The sequence below is a fragment of the Streptomyces zaomyceticus genome (genome assembly GCF_014656215.1).
Taxonomy (GTDB): Bacteria; Actinomycetota; Actinomycetes; order Streptomycetales; family Streptomycetaceae; genus Streptomyces; species Streptomyces zaomyceticus.
The window spans coordinates 1-21765 of the sequence record NZ_BNBZ01000033.1 but is presented as its reverse complement, the minus strand read 5'-3'; the positions used below and the strand labels follow the sequence as shown (position 1 = coordinate 21765).

At 72.3% G+C, this 21765-nt stretch carries 18 protein-coding genes; 11 read left to right on the top strand and 7 right to left on the bottom strand.

All coding sequences use genetic code 11. The annotated features are described in order from the left end of the window. Positions 1-51 precede the first annotated feature (51 nt). From IE311_RS30425 to IE311_RS30415, 3 genes are all read left to right on the top strand, one after another. Positions 52-1284 carry an arginine deiminase gene (locus tag IE311_RS30425; RefSeq protein ID WP_189835067.1) on the top strand — a complete coding sequence of 411 codons (1233 nt, stop codon included), beginning with the start codon at positions 52-54 and terminating at the stop codon, positions 1282-1284. Positions 1285-1484: 200 nt separating this feature from the next. Then, positions 1485-2540 (top strand): ornithine carbamoyltransferase, encoded by a 1056-nt coding sequence (gene argF, locus IE311_RS30420; RefSeq protein WP_189835066.1) that lies wholly within the window; start codon positions 1485-1487, stop codon positions 2538-2540. 118 nt (positions 2541-2658) lie between these two features. Beyond that, positions 2659-4095 (top strand): amino acid permease, encoded by a 1437-nt coding sequence (locus IE311_RS30415; protein WP_189835065.1) that lies wholly within the window; start codon positions 2659-2661, stop codon positions 4093-4095. Here the strand turns inward: IE311_RS30415 and IE311_RS30410 are convergent. Then, positions 4052-4615 (bottom strand): ATP-binding protein, encoded by a 564-nt coding sequence (locus IE311_RS30410; protein ID WP_189835064.1) that lies wholly within the window; start codon positions 4613-4615, stop codon positions 4052-4054. The genes IE311_RS30415 and IE311_RS30410 overlap by 44 nt on opposite strands. Before the next feature lie 250 nt (positions 4616-4865). On the opposite strand from IE311_RS30410, the gene IE311_RS30405 reads away from it, so the two are divergent. The 3 genes from IE311_RS30405 to IE311_RS30395 all read left to right on the top strand — a co-directional run bounded on the left by IE311_RS30405 (position 4866) and on the right by IE311_RS30395 (position 8593). After that, positions 4866-5693, top strand: coding sequence for an enoyl-CoA hydratase family protein (locus IE311_RS30405; protein WP_189835063.1), 828 nt, complete (start codon positions 4866-4868; stop codon positions 5691-5693). Further along, a complete protein-coding gene (locus tag IE311_RS30400; protein ID WP_229902258.1) occupies positions 5678-8017 on the top strand; it encodes a bifunctional salicylyl-CoA 5-hydroxylase/oxidoreductase in 2340 nt (779 codons plus the stop codon). Before IE311_RS30405 ends, IE311_RS30400 begins: the two co-directional genes overlap by 16 nt. A gap of 87 nt (positions 8018-8104) precedes the next feature. Further along, positions 8105-8593, top strand: coding sequence for an anthrone oxygenase family protein (locus IE311_RS30395; RefSeq protein WP_189835062.1), 489 nt, complete (start codon positions 8105-8107; stop codon positions 8591-8593). Here IE311_RS30395 and IE311_RS30390 read toward each other — a convergent pair. Further along, the gene (locus IE311_RS30390; RefSeq protein WP_189835061.1) at positions 8590-9453 is read right to left on the bottom strand and encodes a PaaX family transcriptional regulator; all 864 of its coding nucleotides are present in this window, start codon (positions 9451-9453) and stop codon (positions 8590-8592) included. The genes IE311_RS30395 and IE311_RS30390 overlap by 4 nt on opposite strands. Positions 9454-9579: 126 nt before the next feature. Beyond that, positions 9580-11202 carry an AMP-binding protein gene (locus IE311_RS30385; protein ID WP_189835060.1) on the bottom strand — a complete coding sequence of 541 codons (1623 nt, stop codon included), beginning with the start codon at positions 11200-11202 and terminating at the stop codon, positions 9580-9582. Positions 11203-11388: 186 nt separating this feature from the next. On the opposite strand from IE311_RS30385, the gene IE311_RS30380 reads away from it, so the two are divergent. From IE311_RS30380 to IE311_RS30370, 3 genes are all read left to right on the top strand, one after another. Then, entirely contained in the window at positions 11389-12546 is a 1158-nt protein-coding gene (locus IE311_RS30380; protein WP_189835059.1) for an acyl-CoA dehydrogenase family protein, read from the top strand. After that, the gene (locus IE311_RS30375) at positions 12543-12956 is read left to right on the top strand and encodes a RidA family protein (RefSeq protein ID WP_189835058.1); all 414 of its coding nucleotides are present in this window, start codon (positions 12543-12545) and stop codon (positions 12954-12956) included. The genes IE311_RS30380 and IE311_RS30375 overlap by 4 nt, the downstream gene beginning before the upstream one ends. 93 nt (positions 12957-13049) lie before the next feature. Next, positions 13050-14603 carry an MFS transporter gene (locus IE311_RS30370; RefSeq protein WP_189835057.1) on the top strand — a complete coding sequence of 518 codons (1554 nt, stop codon included), beginning with the start codon at positions 13050-13052 and terminating at the stop codon, positions 14601-14603. Positions 14604-14639: 36 nt separating this feature from the next. Here the strand turns inward: IE311_RS30370 and IE311_RS30365 are convergent, their stop codons facing one another. Beyond that, complete coding sequence (locus IE311_RS30365; RefSeq protein WP_189835056.1) at positions 14640-15620, bottom strand: Lrp/AsnC family transcriptional regulator; 981 nt, start codon at positions 15618-15620, stop codon at positions 14640-14642. 339 nt (positions 15621-15959) lie between these two features. Between IE311_RS30365 and IE311_RS30360 the strand changes: the two genes are divergently transcribed. Then, complete coding sequence (locus IE311_RS30360; RefSeq protein WP_189835055.1) at positions 15960-17426, top strand: MFS transporter; 1467 nt, start codon at positions 15960-15962, stop codon at positions 17424-17426. Beyond that, on the top strand, positions 17423-18643 hold the full coding sequence (locus IE311_RS30355) for an amidohydrolase (protein ID WP_189835054.1): 1221 nt from the start codon (positions 17423-17425) through the stop codon (positions 18641-18643). The genes IE311_RS30360 and IE311_RS30355 overlap by 4 nt, the downstream gene beginning before the upstream one ends. Before the next feature lie 105 nt (positions 18644-18748). Here the strand turns inward: IE311_RS30355 and IE311_RS30350 are convergent, their stop codons facing one another. The 3 genes from IE311_RS30350 to IE311_RS30340 all read right to left on the bottom strand — a co-directional run bounded on the left by IE311_RS30350 (position 18749) and on the right by IE311_RS30340 (position 21578). Then, positions 18749-20278: a helix-turn-helix domain-containing protein gene (locus IE311_RS30350; protein WP_189835053.1), complete on the bottom strand. Its 1530-nt coding sequence runs from the start codon at positions 20276-20278 to the stop codon at positions 18749-18751. Positions 20279-20329: 51 nt separating this feature from the next. Beyond that, a complete protein-coding gene (locus IE311_RS30345) occupies positions 20330-20686 on the bottom strand; it encodes a VOC family protein (protein ID WP_189835052.1) in 357 nt (118 codons plus the stop codon). A gap of 157 nt (positions 20687-20843) precedes the next feature. Next, positions 20844-21578 (bottom strand): helix-turn-helix domain-containing protein, encoded by a 735-nt coding sequence (locus IE311_RS30340; RefSeq protein ID WP_189835051.1) that lies wholly within the window; start codon positions 21576-21578, stop codon positions 20844-20846. Between the last annotated feature and the right edge of the window lie 187 nt (positions 21579-21765).

Below are 21765 nucleotides of genomic sequence, written 5' to 3'. Positions count from 1 at the left end.
GCCTGCTCCGAAAGGCGGGCCACGGCCGCGATGCTCCGTCAGGATGGGCGCATGGGATTCCATGTCGACTCCGAGACCGGGCGGCTGCGCCGCGTCATCCTTCATCGGCCCGATCTGGAGCTGAAGCGGCTCACCCCGACCAACAAGGACGCCCTGCTCTTCGACGACGTGCTCTGGGTGCGGCGGGCCCGTCAGGAGCACGACGGATTCGCGGACGTGCTGCGGGACCGGGGCGTGGAGGTGCATCTCTTCGGGGACCTGCTGAGCGAGTCCCTCGAGGTGCCGACCGCCCGCGCGCTGGTGCTGGACCGGGTCTTCGACGAGAAGGAGTACGGGCCGCTCGCCACCGATCATCTCCGGGCCGCGTTCGACTCGCTGGACGCCCCCGCGCTGGCCGAGGTGCTCGTCGGCGGGATGACGAAGCGCGAGTTCCTGGCGGCGCACCGCGAGCCGACCTCGGTCCGGTTCCACGCCATGGATCTGGACGACTTCCTCCTCGGGCCGCTGCCGAACCATCTCTTCACCCGGGACACCTCGGCCTGGATCTACGACGGCGTCTCGATCAACGCGATGCGCTGGCCGGCCCGGCAGCGCGAGACCGTCCACTTCGAGGCGATCTACAAGCACCACCCGCTCTTCACCGGGGCGGAGGCCGGGTCGTTCCACCACTGGTCGGAGGGGCAGGCCGACTACCCGTCGACGATCGAGGGCGGGGACGTCCTGGTCATCGGCAACGGCGCGGTGCTCATCGGAATGAGCGAGAGGACGACGCCGCAGGCGGTGGAGATGCTGGCCCGGGGGATGTTCGCGGCCGGTTCGGCGCGCACGATCGTCGCGCTCGACATGCCGAAGCGGCGGGCGTTCATGCACCTGGACACGGTGATGACGATGGTCGACCAGGACACGTTCACCCAGTACGCGGGGCTCGGGATGCTCCGCTCGTACACGATCGAACCGGGGGACGAGGGGCAGCCGCTGCGGGTGACCGACCATCCGCCGGAGCAGATGCACAGTGCCATCGCCGCGGCGCTCGGGCTCCCGGACGTCCGCGTCCTGACGGCGACGCAGGACGTGCACGCGGCGGAACGCGAGCAGTGGGACGACGGGTGCAACGTGCTCGCCGTGGAGCCGGGGGTGGTGGTCGCGTACGAGCGGAACGTCACCACGAACACGCATCTGCGGAAGCAGGGCATCGAGGTGATCGAGATCCCGGGCAGCGAGCTGGGCCGGGGGAGGGGTGGCCCGCGCTGTATGAGCTGCCCGGTGGAGCGCGACGCCTCCTGACGGTCACGGGGAAGGTCACAGCCACGGTCACGGGGAATCCGGTGCCGTCGGCTGTCGGACGTGAGCCGGGGCTTGGGCGCCCGGGCCTGGGCCGCATCCGGGTCCCGCACGGAGGGGGCTGTATATAAATGCTGGACTGCGTATAGACTTCCAGGGTCCTCGATCGCCGTCCCCCGACCGTACCCACAGGAGCGCGTGTCATGGCCACAGACCTCATCGGCCGCCACTTCCTCAAGGAGCTGGACTTCACCGCCGAGGAGTTCCGCGGCCTCGTCGCGCTCGCCGCCGAACTCAAGGCCGCCAAGAAGGCGGGCGCCGAGGTCCAGCGGCTGCGCGGCAGGAACATCGCCCTGATCTTCGAGAAGACCTCGACCCGCACCCGCTGCGCCTTCGAGGTCGCCGCCGCCGACCAGGGCGCCTCCACCACCTACCTCGACCCCTCCGGTTCCCAGATGGGTCACAAGGAGTCGGTCAAGGACACCGCCCGCGTCCTCGGCCGGATGTTCGACGGCATCGAGTACCGGGGCGACGGGCAGGCCTTGGTCGAAGAGCTCGCCGCCTTCGCCGGCGTCCCCGTCTTCAACGGGCTCACCGACGACTGGCACCCCACCCAGATGCTCGCCGACGTGCTCACCATGACCGAGCACACGGACAAGCCGCTGGACACGATCGCCTTCGCCTACCTCGGCGACGCCCGATTCAACATGGGCAACTCCTACCTGGTCACCGGCGCCCTGCTCGGCATGGACGTGCGGATCGTCGCCCCGGAGGCGTACTGGCCGGCCCAGGGCGTCGTGGCCGCCGCCCGCGAGCTCGCCGAGACCAGTGGCGCCACCGTCACCCTCACCGAGGACGTGACGGAGGGCGTCCGCGGCGCCGACTTCGTCGCCACCGACGTCTGGGTCTCCATGGGTGAGCCCAAGGAGGTCTGGGACGAGCGGATCACCGCCCTCGCCCCGTACTCCGTGACCATGGACGTGCTGCGCGCCACCGGGAACCCGGACGTCAAGTTCCTGCACTGTCTGCCGGCCTTCCACGACCTGGGCACGGCCGTCGGGCGGGACATCCACGCCCGGCACGGCCTGACCGAGCTGGAGGTCTCCGACGAGGTCTTCGAGTCGGCGCACTCGGTCGTCTTCGACGAGGCGGAGAACCGGATGCACACGATCAAGGCGGTCCTGGTCGCGACGATGGCCGACCCGGCTCCGAGCGCGGATCCGGCGGCGACGACGGCGACGGCCGAGGCGACGGCATAGCTTTACGCCCGATTGGGTGAATATGCGTGGTGCGGCTTAGGATCGCATCCTTCAGGGGGTTCGGGTGCGGTTGTCCGGACCCCCTCACGCATGCACCACCAGGAATGAGAACCACCGCATGACCTCGCGGACCTCGCGGATCAAATCCCCGCAGCAGCTCCTCGCCGAATCCGGCGCCGACCTCGAAGGCCACGGCCTCAAGCGCACCATGGGGCTCTTCCAGCTCGTGTGCTTCGGCGTCGGCGCGATCGTCGGCACCGGCATCTTCGTCGGCCTCTCCGACAGCGTCGCCGAGGCGGGCCCCGCGGTCGTGATCTCCTACGTCCTCGCCGCGATCACCTGCGTCTTCACGGCCTTCTCCTTCGCGGAACTGGGCGGCGCGATCCCGGTCTCGGGCTCCTCCTACTCCTTCGCCTACGCGAGCCTCGGCGAACGGACCGCGTTCCTCGTCGGCTGGTGCCTCCTCCTGGAGTACGGCGTCTCCGTCTCCGCGGTCGCCGTCGGCTGGAGCCAGTACCTCAACGAGCTGCTCGACAGCCTCATCGGCGTGCAGCTCCCCGAGGCGCTGTCCGCCGGGCCCGCCGACGGCGGTGTCGTCAACGTCCCCGCCGTCGTCGTCATCCTGCTCGCCGCCACCCTGCTGGTGCGCGGGGTCCGGGAGAGCGCGCGGGCGACCGCCGCCATGGCGGTCCTCAAGATCGGGATCCTGATCGTCTTCTGCGCGATCGGATTCTCGGCCTTCCGGGCCGGCCACCTGTCGCCGTTCGCCGAGCACGGCGTGGGCGGGATCACCGCGGGCGCCTCGGTGGCCTTCTTCTCGTACATCGGCTTCGACGCGATCACCACGGCCGGCGAGGAGGTGAAGAACCCGCGGCGGAACATCCCGATCGCCATCCTCGTCTGCATCGGGCTCGTCACCCTGCTCTACTGCGCCGTCGCGCTCTCCGCGATCGGGGCACTCGGAGCCGACGCCGTGGCCGGTCAGCCGGCCGCGCTCTCGCTCGTCGTCGACCAGGTCACCGGGTCGTCGGTCGGCGGCGGGATCATCGCCTTCGGCGCGGTCGTCGCCATCGCGTCCGTCGTCCTCGCGGTGATGTACGGGCAGACCCGCATCCTGATGTCGATGTCCCGCGACGGTCTCGTGCCCCGGGTCTTCGAGCGGGTCTCGCCGAAGTCCGCCACTCCCGTGGCCAACACCTGGATCGTGGCCGCCGTCTTCGCCGTACCGGCGGCCTTCGCCTCGCTCGACGTGGTCGTCAACCTGACCACCATCGGCACGCTCGCCATCATGGCGGTCGTCAACCTCGCGGTGATGGTGCTGCGGCGCCGGAACCCCGAGCTGCCGCGCTCGTTCCGGGTGCCGCTCTTCCCGCTGAGCCCGATCCTCGGGATCGGATTCTGCCTCTATCTGATCTGGGGCACGGGCTGGACGACCTGGCTGCAGTTCGCCGGGTTCCTGGTCGTCGGGACGCTGGTGTACGCGTTCTACGGGCGGAGCCGCTCGCGGCTGGTCACGGCGGCGGACGGCGCTGGGCCGGTATCCCCGGGAGTGTGAACCAGACCGCCTTGCCGTGCGCGGTGGGGCGGTGACCGCAGTCGCTGCTGAGGGCGCGGATGAGGAGCAGGCCGCGGCCGTGCTCCTGCCAGGGGTCGACCTCGGTGCCCGGGGCGGGGCCGTCGAGCTCGCCGGGGCGGGCGGGCTGGGAGTCGTGGACCTCGATCTGGCAGCCGCCGGGCGCGGAGAACAGCTCGACGACCAGCTCGATGGGGCCGAGGCCCGCGGTGTGCTCGACGGCGTTGGCCACGAGCTCGGCCGTGAGCAGTTCCGCCGTGTCGCCGTCGGGCAGGCCGACGGTCCCGGGTCCGAGGTCGTCGAGCGCGGCACGGATCAGATGGCGGGCGATCGGCACGGCGGCGGTGGTGTGGGGCAGCCGGACGCGCCAGGAGGTGGGGGAACCCGCGGCGGCCAGGAGCGCGGGGGTTTCACCGGGTCCGTTGGGGGCCCGGAGGGAGGGGGGTCCGGCGGATCCGCCGGGAATGGCTCCGCCGGCCGAGGGTCCGGAGGCTTCGGGCATGGGGGCGGGCTCCCTTCACCGAGTGGGGGCGGGTGGGCGAGTGCGGTGGAGCATCCCGAGACGTCCTGGTTTCAACCCTACGAGGTGCGCGTTTCTTCTCCAGGGGCGCCCCTCCCTGAGCGGTAGGGACCTCGGTCATCTGTTGCCGAGGACCTTGGGCGCCCCTTTCGCATCCCTCCTTTATCGCGCGCTCGTGACGACGGTCACAGTAGAGTGATACCCTCCGAACGGAGGAAGGAGGCCGTTCCGGATGAGCCCCTTTACCGGCTCCACGCCCCGCACGGCACGCTGGCAGCATCTGCGCCTCGACATCGACCGGGGCGTCGCCACCGTCACGCTGGCCCGCCCCGCGAAACTCAACGCCCTCACCTTCGGCGCCTACGCCGATCTGCGCGACCTCCTCGCCGAGCTCTCCCGCGAGCGGTCCGTCCGCGCCCTCGTCCTCGACGGCGAAGGCCGCGGCTTCTGCTCCGGCGGCGACGTCGACGAGATCATCGGCGCCACCCTCTCCCTCGACACCGCCCAGCTCCTCGACTTCAACCGGATGACCGGCCAGGTGGTCCGGGCCCTCCGCGAGTGCCCCTTCCCGGTCGTCGCCGCCCTTCACGGGGTCGCCGCGGGCGCCGGGGCCGTCCTCGCCCTCGCCGCCGACTTCCGGATCGCCGACCCCACCACCCGCTTCGCCTTCCTCTTCACCCGGGTCGGCCTCTCCGGCGGCGACATGGGCGCGGCCTATCTGCTGCCGAGGGTCGTCGGACTCGGCCACGCCACCCGCCTCCTCATGCTGGGCGAACCCGTCCACGCCGCCGAGGCGGAGCGGATCGGACTGCTCTCCGAGCTCACCGAGGAGGGCCGGGCGGGGGAGCGGGCCGCCGAACTCGCCCGCCGTCTCGCCGACGGACCCGCGCTCGCCCTCGCCCAGACCAAGGCGCTGCTCACCGCCGAACTCGACATGCCGCTCGCCGCCGCGATCGAGATGGACGCGGCCACCCAGGCGCTCCTGATGAACGGTGCGGACTACGCCGAGTTCCACGCCGCCTTCACGGAGAAGCGGCCCCCGAAATGGCGGGGGTGCTGACGGTGCCCGGCCCCGACCGGATCCCCGCCGCTTCCGCCGCCGGCCCCTCAGGCCCCACCCCGTCCCGTATCGCCGTGGTCGGGGGCGGCCCCGGCGGCCTCTACGCCGCGGCCCTGCTCAAGCGGCTCGACCCCCGCCGCGAGGTCACCGTCTGGGAGCGGAACGCCCCCTCCGACACCTTCGGCTTCGGTGTCGTCCTCTCCGACGAGACCCTCGGCGGCATCCGGGACGCCGACCCCGTCGTGTACGAGGCACTCCGCCGCGACCTCGTCCGCTGGGACGACATCGACGTCGTCCACCGCGGCCACCGCACCACCTCCACCGGCCACGGCTTCGCCGCCCTCGGCCGCCGCCGGCTCCTGGAGATCCTGCACGCCCGCTGCACCGAGCTGGGCGTACGGCTCCGCTTCCGCGCCGAGGCACCGCCACCCGACGTCCTCGCCGCCGGCCACGACCTGGTCGTCGCCGCCGACGGCGTCCACAGCCGCACCCGCGAGGCCCACGCCGCGCACTTCCGCCCCCGGATCACCACCCACCGCTGCCGCTACATCTGGCTCGCCGCGGACTTCGCCTTCGACGCCTTCCGCTTCGAGATCGCCGAGACGGAGTACGGCGTGATGCAGCTGCACGCCTACCCCTACGAGGCAGGGGCCTCCACCGCCATCGTCGAGATGCGCGAGGAGGTCTGGCGGGCCGCCGGGTTCGAGGAGCTCGACGAGACCGAGTCCACCGCCCGCTGCGCCAAGATCTTCGCGGAGGCGCTCGGCGGCCGGGAGCTGCGCTCCCACCGCTCCGCCTGGACCGCCTTCCGTACCGTCGTCAACGCACACTGGTCGTACGGCAACACCGTGCTCATCGGCGACGCCGCCCACACCGCGCACTTCTCCATCGGCTCCGGCACCAAACTGGCCGTCGAGGACGCCCTCGCCCTGGTGAACAGCCTGGAGGGGCACGCGGCCGCCGACGGCGGGAACCGCACCCTCCCGGAGGCCCTGGCCGCGTACGAGGCCGAACGCCGCCCCGTCGTCGAGTCCACCCAGCGCGCGGCCACCGCCAGCCTCCGCTGGTTCGAGGAACTCGCCGGCCATGTCGACCGGCCGCCCCGCCCGTTCGCCTTCGACCTGCTGACCCGCAGCCGCCGCGTCACCCACGCCAACCTGCGCCTCCGCGACCCGGCCTTCACCGCCACCGTCGAACGCGACTTCGGCTGCCCGCCCGGCACCCCGCCCATGTTCACCCCCTTCCGGCTCCGCGGACTGACCCTGCGCAACCGGGTCGTCGTCTCCCCGATGGACATGTACGTCGCCGAGGACGGCGTCCCCGGCGACTTCCACCTCGTCCACCTCGGGTCCAGAGCCCTCGGCGGCGCCGGACTCGTGATGACCGAGATGGTCTGCGTGAGTCCCGAGGGCCGGATCACCCCCGGCTGCACCGGCCTGTGGACCGACGAACAGGCCGCCGCCTGGTCCCGGATCACCGCCTTCGCGCACGCCGAGGCACCCGGTACGGCGCTCGGTGTCCAGCTCGGCCACTCCGGCCGCAAGGGCTCCACCCGGCGCATGTGGGAGGGCATCGACCAGCCGCTGCCCGAGGACAACTGGCCGCTCGTCGCCGCCTCGCCCCTCCCGTACCGGCCCGGCGTCAACCAGACGCCCCGAGCCCTCGACCGCGCCGGACTCACCGCCGTGCGCGAGGAGTTCACCTCCGCCGCCCGGCGCGCCGCCCGCTCGGGCTTCGACCTCCTCGAACTGCACTGCGCCCACGGCTACCTGCTCTCCGGCTTCCTCTCCCCGCTCACCAACCACCGCACCGACGCGTACGGGGGAGACCTCGACGGCCGGCTGCGCTTCCCGCTCGAGGTCTTCGACGCGGTACGGGAGGTGTGGCCGGAGGAGCGCCCCATGACCGTCCGTATCTCGGCCACCGACTGGGCCGAGGGCGGCACGAGCGAGGAGGACGCCGTCGCGATCGCCCGCGCCTTCGCGGACCACGGCGCCGACGCGATCGACGTCTCCACCGGTCAGGTCGTCCCCGACGAGGCACCCGCATACGGCCGCTCCTACCAGACCCCGTACGCCGACCGCATCCGCAACGAGACCGGCGTCCCGGTGATCGCCGTCGGCGCGATCTCCTCGTGGGACGACGTCAACTCGCTGCTCCTGGCGGGCCGTGCCGATCTGTGCGCGCTGGCCCGCCCCCACCTCTACGACCCGCACTGGACCCTGCACGCGGCGGCCGAACAGGGCTACGAGGGCCCCGCCGCGCCCTGGCCGGCCCCGTACCGCGCGGGCAACCGCCCGCCCCCGACCGGCCGCCGGGGCTGAGGGGCCGCCCCAGCCCGTGGACGCTCGCGTATGCGGGTGCGACGCGGGACCATGGTCCGCGCACCGCCCCTGCCCTTGAATGAGGACATGACACAGCAGCGGGGTGGGAAGGGTGCCGGGGCGGTCCTCGGCGCGGCGACGGTGGCGACCGGACTGGTCGCGGGTGTGTGGTTCGCGTACGTCTGCTCGGTGATGCCGGCCCTGGCACGCAGCGACGACCGGGTCTTCGCCGAGGTGATGCGGAACATCAACGAGGTGATCCAGAACCCGCTCTTCTTCGGCGTGTTCTTCGGGGCGCCGATCCTCACGGCGGTGGCGGCCTGGCAGTACCGCGCCACCCGGACGAGGGTCTGGACGCTCGCCGGTCTCGCCCTCTCGGTGGCCGTCCTCGTGGTCACCTCGGCGGTGAACGTGCCGCTCAACGACGCGCTCGCGGCCGCCGGGGACGTGTCGGCCGCCCGTGACGCCTTCGAGGGCCCCTGGGTGGCGTGGAACATCGTCCGCGCCGTCCTGAGCACGGCGGGCTTCGTCTGCCTGCTCGGGGCTTTCGCGGCGAGGAGCCGGTCCCGGGACTAGTCCCCGGCCCCGGTCGGGTCACCGTCCCCGGAGTGCTCCCCGGCGCCGGAGACGAACGGGCGGACGAATTCCGCGCCCCGGTCCCGCAGCAGCTCGTGCAGGGCCGCGAAGACCTCGGCCGAGCGCCGGCCGGGCCAGTCGTCCGGAAGGAGCTCCGCCGGGAGCACCGGGTCCGCGTAGGGCAGTCGCCGCCAGGAGTCCAGGACGAGCAGATAGTCCCGGTAGGCGTCCTCGGCGCCCGCCGGGGCCGCCCGCCAGGCCCGCAGCACGGGCTCGTGGGCGGCGAGGAACTCCTCGTGGAGCCCGGCGATCGACGGCAGGTCCCACCAGCGGGCCACCGCCCCGGCCGTGGCCGCGTAGCCGAGGTGGTCGCCCCGGAAGAGGTCCACGTACGGGGAGAGCTCCAGGCGCTCCAGGGCGTTCCGGGTCTCCTCGTACAGCCGCGCGGGCGCGATCCAGACGCCGGGGGCCGCCGTGCCGAAGCCGAGGCGGGCGAGCCGGGAGCGCAGCAGATGCCGCTTGTGCCGCTCGGCCTCGGGGACCGAGAAGACGGCGAGGACCCAGCCCTCGGAGAGCTTCGGTTCGGTGCGGGCGTAGATCCGGCGGTCGCCGTCGTCCAGGAGCCGGCGGGCGTCCGCCGAGAGGGCGTACCCGGCGGCCCCGTCGGCCGTCCGGCCCGGCAGCAGCAGTCCGCGCCGCTTCAGCCGCGACACCGAGGAGCGCACCGAGGGCGCGTCCACCCCGAGGACGGCGAGCAGCCGGATGAGCGCGGCCACTGGCATCGGCGAGCCGTCGGGCGTACGGCCGTACGCGCCGTAGAGGGAGACGATGAGGGATCGGGGAGTGTGCTGCTCGGCCACGTGATCACTTTAGAGGGTGGTTCCGCGGGCGGGCTCGTCGGTCGTGCCGGCTCCTGCGGTCGAGCCCGGCCGCGCCCGGTCGTGCCGGGCGGCGGCTCCCGGCGCGGGCCGCCGGCGGGATCGTCGTCATGCCGGGTCCCGCAGCCGGAAGCGCTGGAGCTTGCCCGTGGGTGTGCGCGGCAGCGCGTCCAGGAAGACGATCTCGCGGGGCGACTTGTAGGGGGCGAGGCGGGCGCGGACGAAGGCCCGCAGGGCCGCGGCCGTGGCGGAGTCGCGCGGCACCCCGTCCCGTACCACCGTGTAGGCGACGACGACCTGGCCGCGGAGCTCGTCCGGGCGGCCGACCACCGCCGTCTCCACGACGTCGGGGTGGTCGAGGAGGACTTCCTCGACCTGCGGTCCCGCGATGTTGTACCCGGCCGAGATGATCATGTCGTCGGCCCGTGAGACATAGCGGAAGTAGCCGTCGGGCTCGCGGACGTACGTGTCGCCCGTGACGTTCCAGCCCTCGCGTACGTACTCCGCCTGGCGGGGGTCGGCCAGATAGCGGCAGCCCACCGGGCCGCGGACGGCGAGCAGCCCCTCCTCGCCGTCCGGGACGTTCCTGCCCTCGTGGTCCACGACCCTGGCCTGCCAGCCGGGCACCGGGCGGCCGGTGGTGCCGGGGCGGATGTCGCCGTCGGAGGCGGAGATGAAGATGTGCAGGAGCTCGGTCGCGCCGATGCCGTTGATCATGCGCAGGCCGGTGCGGGTGTACCAGGCCGTCCAGGTGGCCTCCGGGAGGTTCTCGCCGGCCGAGACGCAGCGGCGCAGCGAGCCGATGTCGGGGGCGGTGCCCTGGTCGAGTTCCTCGAGCATGACGCGGTAGGCCGTCGGGGCGGTGAAGAGCACCGACACCCGGTGCCGCTCGATCGCGGCGAGCAGCTGCTTGGGCCCGGCCTGTTCGAGCAGGACCGCGCTCGCCCCGGCCCGCAGGGGGAAGACGACGAGCCCGCCGAGGCCGAAGGTGAAGGCGAGGGGCGGCGAGCCGGCGAAGACGTCGTCGGGCAGCGGGCGCAGGACGTGCGCGGAGAAGGTGTCGGCGACGGCCAGGACGTCCCGGTGGAAGTGGACACAGCCCTTGGGGCGGCCGGTCGTGCCGGAGGTGAAGGCGATGAGGGCCACGTCGTCGGCGGCCGTCTCCACCGCCGTGTAGGGGCCGCTGCGGCGGGCGGTCAGGGCGAGCAGGTCGTCCGGTCCGTCGCCGCCGAAGGGAGTGACGCGGAGTCCCGGGATCCGGGCCGCGAGGAGTTCGTCGAGGACATGGGCGTCGCAGAGGGCGTGGGTGCAGCGGGCCGCGTCGGCCATCACGGCCAGTTCGGGGGCGCGCTGCTGGGCCAGCACGGTGACGGCGACCGCGCCCGCCTTCATCACGGCGAGCCAGCAGGCGGCCAGCCAGGGGGTGGTGGGGCCGCGCAGCAGGACCCGGTTCCCGGGCCTGACCCGCAGGTCGGAGGTGAGGACATGGGCTATCCGGTCGACCCGGTCCTGGAGTTCCCCGTAGGTCCAGACACCGCCCTCGCCGTCGAGGAAGGCGGGCCGGTCGGCGCCGAATCGCCGCGTCGTGCGGTCGAGGAGTTCCGTCCCGCAGTTGAGCCGGTCGGGGTACGAGAGCTCCGGGAGGTCGAAGAGGAGACGCGGCCACCGATCCGGCGGCGGCAGCCGGTCGCGGGCGAATGTATCGAGGTGGGCCGAGGGTGTCAGCTCCATGAGTCCGTCCCCCTGTCGTGGTGGGGTCGCCCGTCGCTCCACGAGCGTATCGTGTTGGTGACGGCAGTCAACGGTTCGCGACAAGAGTGCGGGGAAGCACTCGGAGGAAGGCGCCGGGCGGCGCGGGGACGCACCCGCCCGTCGGCGCAGGGACGAAGACGCCCGAGGGCGTCGGAGAGGGCCCACATGCCCGCATTCTCGCTCGATCCGCAACAGATCACCTGGTGTGCGGAACTCCGCGCACTCGCCGCCGAACGCCTGAAACCCCTCGCCGACAAGGGCGAACCCGGCCGGGTCAACCGCCCCCTCGTGGCTGCCCTCGGCGAGCTCGGCCTGCTCGCCCGGCTCTTCGACGCGGGCGCCCTCGAACTCTGCCTCCTGCGCGAATCCCTCGCCCGCACCTGCACCGAGGCCGAGACCGCCCTCGCCCTCCAGGGCCTCGGCACCCACCCCGTCGCCGCCTTCGGCACCCCCGCGCAGCGTGCCCGCTGGCTGCCCGAGGCCACCGCGGGACGGGCCGTCGCCGCCTTCGCGCTCTCCGAACCCGACGCCGGCTCCGACGCCGCCGCACTCGCCCTGGAGGCCCGCCCCGACGGCGCCGGCGGCTGGCGCCTCCACGGCGAGAAGCGCTGGATCTCCAACGCCCCCGAGGCCGACTTCGCCACCGTCTTCGCCCGCACCACCCAAGGCGCCGGAGCCCGCGGGGTCAGCGCCTTCCTCGTCCCCGCCGACCGGCCCGGACTCGGCGGGGACCCCCTCGACATGCTCGCCCCGCACGCCCTGGGCACCCTCACCTTCGACGGCGTCCCCGTCGGCCCCGAAGACCTGCTCGGCGAACCCGACCAGGGCTTCCGGGTCGCCATGCACACCCTCAACCTCTTCCGGCCGAGCGTCGGCGCGTTCGCCGTCGGCATGGCCCAGGCCGCCCTGGACGCCGCCCTCGCCCACACCGCCGACCGCCCCGCCTTCGGCGGACACCTCGCCGACCTCCAGGCCGTCGCCCACCGGATCGCCGAGATGGCCACCCGCACCGAAGCCGCCCGCCTGCTCGTCTACGCGGCCGCGACCGCGTACGACGACGGAGACCCGGACGTGCCCCGCCGCTCCGCCATGGCCAAACTCCTCGCCACCGAGACCGCCCAGTACGTCGTCGACTCCGCCGTCCAACTCCACGGAGCCCGCGCCCTGCAACGCGGTCACCTCCTCGAACACCTCTACCGCGAGGTCCGCGCGCCCCGGATCTACGAGGGAGCCACCGAGGTCCAGCGCACGATCATCGCCAAGGAGCTGTACGCGTCCCACCGGCGTAGGCTCGACAGCCTCCAGGAGGTGCCGTCCTCATGAGCCTGCACCGGCACAACCCCGCCGAACTCGCCCCGCCCACCGGCTTCTCCCACGCCGTGACGGCCACCGGCTCCAGGCTGGTCTTCCTCGCCGGGCAGACCGCCCTCGACCACGAGGGCGCCGTCGTGGGGGACACCCTCACCGAGCAGTTCACCACCGCCCTCGGCAATCTGCTCACCGCCCTGCGGCACGCCGGCGGCACCCCCGCCGACCTGGCCCGCGTCACCGTCTACACCACCGACGTCGACGACTACCGCACCCACGCCCACGAACTCGGGAGGATCTGGCGACGGTTGGCGGGCCGCGACTACCCGGCCATGGCCGTCATCGGAGTCGTACGCCTCTGGGACGAGCAGGCCCGGGTGGAACTGGACGGCTTCGCGGTCCTGGACGAGCCCGTCCACGCTTGATCAACTGGTCACCCCGGCAGGCCGGGCTTAGTGTCGAAAGGTGGACTGACCGGCCCACGGCTCACTCACCAGGCGAGGACCCGAGGTCGCCAAATGAGTACACCCCAGCCGACGCCCCCGGCACAGACGGCCACCCCCAGGAAAGGCAGTGACGGCAAGGGCATCGCCCTGTTCGTCATCGCCTCCTGTCAACTGATGGTCGTTCTCGACATCACGATCGTGAACATCGCGCTCCCACACATCCAGACCGCGCTGGACTTCTCCACCACCAGCCTGTCGTGGGTCGTCAACGCCTACACCCTGACCTTCGGCGGTCTGCTCCTGCTGGGCGGACGCGCCGGCGACATCCTGGGCCGGCGGCGTGTGTTCATCTTCGGCGTGCTGCTCTTCGGACTGGCCTCACTGTTCTGCGGACTGGCCCAGAGCGAGTGGCAACTCCTCGCGGCCCGTGCCCTGCAGGGCGTCGGTGGCGCGATAGCCTCCCCGACCTCGCTCTCCCTCATCACCACGACGTTCGACGAAGGCCCGGAACGCAACCGGGCCTTCGGTGTGTTCGCGGGCGTCTCGGCCGGCGGCGGCGCGATCGGTCTGGTCGCGGGCGGCATGCTCGTGCAATGGCTCGACTGGCGCTGGATCTTCTTCGTCAACGTGCCGATCGCCCTGCTCATCGCCTTCCTCACCCCGCGACACGTCAAGGAGTCCGAGCGGCACCCCGGCCACTTCGACCTGGCCGGCGCGCTCACCTCCACACTCGGCATGGTGGCTCTGGTGTACGGCTTCATCCGGGCCGCCCAGGAAGGCTGGAGCGACCCGTACACGATCGGCTCGTTCGTCGCGGCGGTCGTCCTCCTGGCCACCTTCATCCTGATCGAGCGGCGCTCCCAACAACCCATCACACCACTGCACATGTTCGCGGACCGCAACCGCTCGGGCACCTACATCATCATGCTCTGTCTGGCGGCGGCCATCTTCGGGATGTTCTTCTTCCTCACCCTGTTCGTCCAACAGGTGCTGGGCTTCAGCCCCCTGGCGACAGGTCTCGCGTTCCTGCCGGTCAGCGCGATCATCGGAGTCGGCGCCGGCCTCACGTCCAACCTGCTGCCCCGGTACGGCCCGAAACCCTTCATGGTGGTGGGTTCGGTACTCGCCGCGGCGGGACTGTCCTGGCTGACCCTGACCGACATCGACTCCACCTATCTCGGCAGCATCCTCGGACCGATCCTCGTCTTCGGCCTCGGCATGGGCCTGATGTTCGTCTCCCTGACCATCATGGCGCTGTCGAACGTCGAACCCCAGGAGTCGGGCGCCGCGTCCGGACTGCTGAACGCCATGCAGCAGGTGGGCGGTTCACTGGGTCTGTCGATCCTGGTGACGGTCTTCGGCACGGCCAGCCGCAACGAGGCGGACGTACAGGTCCCCGCCTTCCTCTCCCAGGCCACCCCGCTGGAGAAGGCCGAGTTCGCCAGAACGGGCCAACTCCCCGCCCCCTGGGGCGACCAGGTACTGACCTCCGGCGTCTCCGCGGGCTTCGTCACGGCGGCCATCTTCGCCGTGGTCGGCGCCCTGGTGGCCCTCTTTGTGATCCAGGTCCGCCAGTCGGACATCGACCGCCTCAAGGGCGGGGTGGGGCCGGGCGTGGGCGCCTGAACCAGGACCGGCGGCCCACCCCGGACACGGCCCGGCTCAGGGCCCCGACTCGAAGCCGGCGCGCTTGTAGGTGCGCATCAGGACGGCGACCTCCGCCGACGTGACGCCGTCGAGCGAGCCGAGGACGCGCACGGTGAAGTCGTGCAGGTCCCGGGTGGAGCGGTGGCTCGAATAGCCGAGGAGCGCCGTCGTGCCGGTCGTCACCACGAGGTGGCGGACGGCCGGCGCCCCCGCCAGGCGGCGGATCGCGTCATCGAGGCGGGCCTGCCCGACGGCCAGCCGAAACCGCGCCTCGACGGGGTAGCCGAGGACCTCGGGCTCCGCGTGCAGGCGCAGATGGAGGACGTGGGAGGCCATCAGCCGGCCCAGCCGGCGGCGCGCGGTGGTCTCGCCGACCCGGAGTTCGCGTGCCAACCGGGTGGTGGACATCCGGGCGTCGCGGTGGAGCAGCGCGACCAGGCGCCGGTCGAGCTCGTCCACCACCGGCGGCTCGGGCAGCGGCCGGCCCTCGACGGCGTGGCGGCGCACGTCGGTGGGCTCGTCGTCGTACGGGGCCCAGTCGCTGGTGGTGAGGAGCAGCCGCAGCACCACCGAGGAGTGGATGTCGACGACACCGTCGAGCCTGCCGATCCCCGCGTCGACGAGGGTCAGCAGGGCGTCGTGGTCGGGCACGATCAGCTCGGCGAACACGTCGAGCGCGCCGGTGGCGACCTCCACGGACCGCGCCTCCGGCCGCCGGGCGAGGGCCAGCGCGGTGTCGTGCACGCGGCCGGGGGCGCAGCGTACGGCCACCTCCGCGGTGACTCCCTCGCCGAGGTACTCGGGGACGAGGGCCGCGGTGAACCCGACCGCACCCGTCGCGGTCATCCGGTCGAGCCTCCGCGCGGCGGTGCGCTCGTGCACCCCGGCCGCGGCGGCCACCTCCGAGAAGGGGGCCCGGGGGTCGCGGTGGAGTGCCCGCAGCACGGCGTGGTCCAGGGCGTCGAGCGCCTCGGGCCGTGAGGGTCCGGTCGGCATCGGGGGGACCTCCTGGGGAGCGGGCGGGGTGCGGGGCCGGACCCTACGGCGCGGGCCCGGCGGACCGCGAGGGCGTGTCGGAGGAGGGGCGCCGGAGGGCGGACCGCGCCAGGATCCGCCGATCCGAGCCCGTCGAATGACGCCTTCACCCGATTGTGAGGCGCACTCTTGCCCGATTGCCCGTCGGCTGGGGACATTGTGGTGCGGATTCCGCCGTGCGGCCGCCGGTCGACGACCGGCCGTCGGCAGGCTTCTCCGTCACCCGCCCGCGAGCTCTCCGCGCTCCCGGCACTCCCCGCCCAGGCCCTCCGGCCCCCTTCCCTCGAACAGGTGGTACGTATGACGGACACCGACACCCTGCGTACGCCACCGGCGTCGCGGGCCGCCGTCCGCGCGACCCCCGGCGCCGCCGTGATCGCCTCCGTCGCACTGGTCGAGCTGTCCAGCGGCATCACTCAGGGCTTCCTCTCCCCGCTGCTGAAAGGCCTCACGGAGACCCTCCGGGTCACCGCCGCGGACCTGAACTGGATCAGCATCGCCAACCTGCTCGCGTCCGTCGCGTTCACCCCGGTCCTGTCCCGCATGGGCGACCTCTACGGCCACCGGCGCATCCTGCGCTGGAACCTCGCGATCGTCCTGCTCGGCTCCGTCCTCGTGGGCTTCAGCCGCTCCTTCGGCGTCCTGCTCGCCGGCCAGATCCTGCAGGGCGCGTTCGCGGGCTTCTTCCCGCTGCTCGTCGGCATCCTCCGCAACCGCGGCGGCGGCCGCGGGAAGGACGGTGAGGGGGAGTCGCGCCGCGGCATCAGCTACATGGTCGCCGCGCTGGTCGCCGGCATCGCGGTCGGCCTGGTCGCCAGCGGATTCGTGGCCCGCGCCGTCGACAGCCCGACCGCGGCCCTGTGGGTCCCCACCGCGGCCGTCGGCCTGGCCCTCGCCGCAACGTGGCCGCTGCTCCCCGAGTCCCAGGCGCGCCCCGGCGGGCGGATCGACTGGGCGGGCGGCATCCTCCTCTGCGCGGGCCTCGTCGCCGTCATGCTCGGCCTCGGCATGGGCGGACTGCCCGGCTGGGAGTGGACCTCGCCGCGCACCCTCGGCTGCCTCGTCGGCGGCGCGCTCGTCACCGCCCTGTGGGTCCGCGTCGAGCTGCGGACCGCCGAGCCGATGATCGACGTCCGGATGTTCCGGCGCCGCAACGTGGTCACCGTCTCCCTGGTGACCGTGACCTTCACCGTCCCGATGATCGGCCTCCAGGTGGCCAACCCCGTCTTCATGGGCACCGGCCCCGCCGAGCACGGCTACGGCCTCGGCCTGGACCCGTTCGCCACCGGCCTCGCCATGCTGCCCAACCTCCTCGCCATCGCCGCCGGAGCCCTGGCCGCGCCCGCGGTCGCCGCCGCGATCTCCGACCGGCTCACCCTCTGCACCGGTTCCCTGCTCATGGCCGCCGGCTACGTCGCCTCCCTGGCCTGGCACGGTTCGATGCCGCTGTTCCTCATCGGCACCGCCGTCGCCGGGCTCGGCATCGGATTCCTCCAGCACTCCACCCGTACCCTCGCCGTCGAGTCCGTCCCGCACGACCGGACATCGGTCGGCTCGGGGATCAACGAACTCCTCATCAACGTCGGCGGCTCCGTCGGGGCCGCGATCGTCCTCACCGTGTTCGCCGCCCGCACCCCGGCCGGCGAGACCCTGCCCGCTCTCGGCGCCTACACCACGTCCTGGACGATCTGCGCGGTCGTCTCCCTGGCCGGCGCCGCGCTCTCCCTCCTCTACCGCACCCCGAAGGACCGCGAGGCCCGCTCATGACCACCACCACGGCGCTTCTCGACCCGCTGCGCGCACGCACCCGCGACGTCGTGACACGACGCCAGGACGCCGTCCTCGCCCTCAGCCACCAGCTCCACGCCGACCCCGAACTCGCCTACGAGGAACACCGCTCCGCGCGCCGGATCACCGACCTCGTCGAGGCGGCCGGCTTCGACGTGACCCGAGGCGTATGCGACCTGCCGACCGCGTTCACCGCCACCGCGGGCAGCGGCGAGCTCGTCCTCGGCATCTGCGCCGAGTACGACGCGCTGCCGGGCATCGGCCACGCCTGCGGCCACAACGTCAACGGCGCCGCCGCCGTCACCGCGGCCCTGGCGCTCGCGCCGCTGGCGGACGAACTCGGCATCACCGTCAAGCTCCTGGGGACCCCGGCCGAGGAGTCCGGCGGCGGCAAGGTCGACATGCTGCGCGGCGGCGCGTTCGACGACGTCGCCGCCGCGATGATGGTGCACGCCGCGCCCTCGGACTCCGTCGGCATGAGCTCACTCGCCATCAGCAGCTGGCAGGTCGGCTACACGGGCCGCGCCGCACACGCCGCGGCCATGCCCGAGCGCGGCGTCAACGCCGCCGACGCGATGATGATCGCGCAGGTCGCCATCGCCGCGTACCGCCAGCAGATGCGGCCCGGAGCCGTCGTCTCCGGCTTCGTCACCTCCGGCGGCGAGGCCGCCAACGTCATCCCGGCCCGTACCACCGCCGACTACGACTGCCGCGCCGGCACCAGCGAGGAACTCCGCGAGCTCCAGGCCCGCGTCCGCGCCTGCTTCGAGGCCGGCGCCCTCGCCACCGGCGCCGAACTGGCCCTGGAGGCCGTCGGCAACGACTACGCCGACCTCCGCCAGGACCTCGCCATGGGCCGCAGCTACCTCGCCGCCGCCCGCGCGCTGGGCCGCGACGCCAAGGCCGAGGACCCGTCGATCCGCGGCGGCTCCACGGACATGGGCAACGTCTCGCACCACGTCCCGACCATCCACCCCATGATCGGCTACGACTGCGGAGACACGATCATGCACAACCCCGACTTCACCCGGTACGGCACGACCCCGCAGGCCGACCGCGCGGTCCTCGACGGCGGCCTCGCGATGGCCTGGACGGCCCTCGACCTGGCCACCACCCCCGCCCACCGCACCTCCCTCCTGACCCGCCTCGAGACCCGCGCCCCGTACCGGGACCCGACCACCCCGACGGCCTCCTGACGAACGGCGCGAAAGGCCCCCTCGCTCAGGAGGAGCGAGGGGGCCTCAAGGGTTCGTGAGGTCCGGTCGGCCCCCGTCGGGCCGCACGGGGTTCCCCGGACGTGCTCAGATGTCCCGGAAGATCTCGATCTGCGCGCCGATCGAGTTCAGGCGCTCCGCGAGGTCCTCGTAGCCGCGGTTGATGACGTACACGTTCCGGAGGACCGACGTGCCCTCGGCGGCCATCATCGCCAGGAGGACGACCACCGCAGGGCGCAGGGCCGGCGGGCACATCATCTCGGCGGCGCGCCAGCGGGTGGGGCCCTCGACCAGGACGCGGTGGGGGTCCAGGAGTTGGAGGCGGCCGCCCAGGCGGTTCAGGTCCGTGAGGTAGATCGCGCGGTTGTCGTAGACCCAGTCGTGGATCAGGGTCTTGCCCTGCGCCGTGGCCGCGATGGCGGCGAAGAAGGGCACGTTGTCGATGTTCAGGCCGGGGAACGGCATCGGGTGGATCTTGTCGATCGGCGCCTCCAGCTTGGAGGGGCGGACCGTCAGGTCGACCAGGCGGGTCCGCCCGTTGTCGGCCGGGTACTCGGGCGTACGGTCGTGGTCGAGGCCCATCTCCTCCAGGACCGCGAGCTCGATCTCCATGAACTCGATCGGTACCCGGCGGATCGTCAGCTCCGACTCGGTGACGACGGCGGCGGCCAGCAGGCTCATCGCCTCGACCGGGTCCTCGGAGGGGGAGTAGTCGACGTCCACGTCGATCTGCGGCACGCCGTGCACGGTGAGGGTGGTGGAGCCGATGCCGTCCACCCGTACGCCGAGCGCCTCCAGGAAGAAGCACAGGTCCTGGACCATGTAGTTGGAGGAGGCGTTGCGGATGACGGTCACGCCGTCGTGGCGGGCGGCCGCGAGGAGGGCGTTCTCGGTGACCGTGTCCCCGCGCTCGGTCAGCACGATCGGGCGGTCGGGGGAGACCGAGCGCTCGACCTGGGCGTGGTAGATGCCCTCGGTCGCGGTGATGTCGAGGCCGAAGCGGCGCAGCGCGATCATGTGCGGTTCGATCGTGCGCGTACCGAGGTCGCAGCCTCCGGCGTACGGCAGCCGGAAGCGGTCCATGCGGTGCAGCAGCGGGCCGAAGAACATGATGATCGAGCGGGTACGGATCGCGGCCTCGGCGTCGATGGACTCCATGTCCAGTTCGGCGGGCGGCACGATCTCCAGGTCGACCCCGTCGTTGATCCAGCGGGTGCGCACTCCGATGGAGTTGAGGACTTCGAGCAGCCGGAAGACCTCTTCGATGCGGGCGACCCGGCGAAGCACTGTGCGGCCCTTGTTGAGGAGGGAGGCGCAGAGCAGCGCGACACAGGCGTTCTTGCTCGTCTTGACGTCGATGGCGCCGGAGAGCCGGCGGCGGCCGACGACCCGGAGGTGCATCGGTCCCGCGTAACCCAGGGACACGATCTCGCTGTCGAGGGCTTCGCCGATCCGGGCGATCATCTCAAGGCTGATGTTCTGGTTGCCGCGCTCGATCCGGTTGACGGCGCTCTGGCTCGTGGCCAGTGCTTCGGCGAGCTGCGTCTGTGTCCAGCCACGGTGCTGACGGGCGTCACGGATGAGCTTGCCGATGCGTACGAGGTAGTCGTCTGCCATGGCGTCACGTTATCTCAGATATGAGATGACCCCTGTCGTCGGGGTGGGCCGTCAGGGTGACAGGCCGTGCGCAGTCGGGTGACGCGGTTCGTACAGGGGGAGTTCGGTTCCGCTCGGCAGCCGTACGGCGGCCAGCAGGCCCCAGCCCTGGTCGGTGATGGCCCGTGAGATCTCGGCGCCCCGGTCCTCGAGTTCGGTCAGGACCCTGGTGAGGTCCTCGCACATGAGGTAGACCTCGTGCTTCGGTTCGTCCTCCGTGGGATGCACGGCCACCTCGGCGGGCGGCAGTTTGAAGATGAGCCAGCCGCCCCCGGCGTCCACGTGCTCGAAGCCGAAGACGTCCTTGAGGAAGGCCCGGTCGGCCTCGGCGTCCTTCGTGTAGAGGATCACATGCGCGCCACTGAACATGTCCCGATCCTCGGCCGCCCCCGGGCCCCCGGCAATCCGCGGAAGGCCGTACGGGTGCCGGGGGCGTCGGGCGGGGTGCGGGGGTGCGGGGGTGCCGGGCGCGTCCGGCGGGGGGTGCGGGTGCCGGGCGCGCCCTCGGCCGGAGGGTGGTTCCGGCTCAGGCGGTGCTGTCCGCAGCCGGCTCCGCCTTCGTGTGGAGGATCTCGCGGGCCTGCGCGGCGGCGCGGGCGGTGCTCTCGGAGACGTAGTCGAGGAAGCGGGCGATGTTCTCGAGGCGGGTGCCGGCCGGGGTGTCGGAGCCGAGGACCCCGACGCCCTGGCGTGCGATCTCGACTATGTGCGCGGTGGCGCGGGCGCTGGCCATCATCGACTGGTACCAGACGTCGGCGTCGACGACATAGCGGTCGCGGCGGTTCTCGTCGCGTTCGCGGCGGATCATGTCCTGGCTCTCCAGGAAGGCGATCGCCTTCGAGACGGACGCCGGGCTGACCTGGAGGTGCTGGACGAGTTCGGCCGCGGTGAGGCTGCCCGTGTCGGTGAGGCAGACGCAGGCCATCACCCTGGCCATCATCTTGGGCATGCCCGACTGCATGAGGACGGTGGTGAAGATCTCCTCGTACTCGCGGACGGCCTCGGCGTCGCGCCCGTGGGCCTGCGGGGGTGTCTGTGTTCCCCGGGGCGTGGTCTGCCTGCTCCGGTGGGCGCGGCGTTCGGTGGCGCGATGGGCGAGGTCGGCGCGGTAGCCGGTGGGGCCGCCGTTGCGCATCACCTCCCGGGTGATCGTCGAGGTCGGGCGTTCGAGCCGCCTGGCGATCTCGGCGTAGGCGAGGCCGTCGGCCAGCCCCAGCGCGATCTGCTGACGTTCGGGCTGCGTGAGTCTGCCTCCGGGCATCGGCTCTCCTTCGTGGTCCGTGAGGGATCCACCATAGCGTTCGCTTCCATTTCATTGCAACGAACGGGGGTGGGTTGTTGCGTTAAGTAACAGGGTCACTGCAACGATTTCTCTGCCTTGACCTGCGGTGATGGCGATCGCATGCAATGTGCTCGTTGTCAGTTCTGTGAATGCAACGTAGCTTTTC

Excerpts from the sequence above, each read along its gene's own strand:
- IE311_RS30425 (WP_189835067.1), top strand. The coding sequence starts at position 52 with ATGGGATTCCATGTCGACTCCGAGACCGGGCGGCTGCGCCGCGTCATC.
- argF (WP_189835066.1), top strand. The coding sequence starts at position 1,485 with ATGGCCACAGACCTCATCGGCCGCCACTTCCTCAAGGAGCTGGACTTC.
- IE311_RS30415 (WP_189835065.1), top strand. The coding sequence starts at position 2,659 with ATGACCTCGCGGACCTCGCGGATCAAATCCCCGCAGCAGCTCCTCGCC.
- IE311_RS30410 (WP_189835064.1), bottom strand. The coding sequence starts at position 4,615 with ATGCCCGAAGCCTCCGGACCCTCGGCCGGCGGAGCCATTCCCGGCGGA.
- IE311_RS30405 (WP_189835063.1), top strand. The coding sequence starts at position 4,866 with ATGAGCCCCTTTACCGGCTCCACGCCCCGCACGGCACGCTGGCAGCAT.
- IE311_RS30400 (WP_229902258.1), top strand. The coding sequence starts at position 5,678 with ATGGCGGGGGTGCTGACGGTGCCCGGCCCCGACCGGATCCCCGCCGCT.
- IE311_RS30395 (WP_189835062.1), top strand. The coding sequence starts at position 8,105 with ATGACACAGCAGCGGGGTGGGAAGGGTGCCGGGGCGGTCCTCGGCGCG.
- IE311_RS30385 (WP_189835060.1), bottom strand. The coding sequence starts at position 11,202 with ATGGAGCTGACACCCTCGGCCCACCTCGATACATTCGCCCGCGACCGG.
- IE311_RS30380 (WP_189835059.1), top strand. The coding sequence starts at position 11,389 with ATGCCCGCATTCTCGCTCGATCCGCAACAGATCACCTGGTGTGCGGAA.
- IE311_RS30375 (WP_189835058.1), top strand. The coding sequence starts at position 12,543 with ATGAGCCTGCACCGGCACAACCCCGCCGAACTCGCCCCGCCCACCGGC.
- IE311_RS30370 (WP_189835057.1), top strand. The coding sequence starts at position 13,050 with ATGAGTACACCCCAGCCGACGCCCCCGGCACAGACGGCCACCCCCAGG.
- IE311_RS30365 (WP_189835056.1), bottom strand. The coding sequence starts at position 15,620 with ATGCCGACCGGACCCTCACGGCCCGAGGCGCTCGACGCCCTGGACCAC.
- IE311_RS30360 (WP_189835055.1), top strand. The coding sequence starts at position 15,960 with ATGACGGACACCGACACCCTGCGTACGCCACCGGCGTCGCGGGCCGCC.
- IE311_RS30355 (WP_189835054.1), top strand. The coding sequence starts at position 17,423 with ATGACCACCACCACGGCGCTTCTCGACCCGCTGCGCGCACGCACCCGC.
- IE311_RS30350 (WP_189835053.1), bottom strand. The coding sequence starts at position 20,278 with ATGGCAGACGACTACCTCGTACGCATCGGCAAGCTCATCCGTGACGCC.
- IE311_RS30345 (WP_189835052.1), bottom strand. The coding sequence starts at position 20,686 with ATGTTCAGTGGCGCGCATGTGATCCTCTACACGAAGGACGCCGAGGCC.
- IE311_RS30340 (WP_189835051.1), bottom strand. The coding sequence starts at position 21,578 with ATGCCCGGAGGCAGACTCACGCAGCCCGAACGTCAGCAGATCGCGCTG.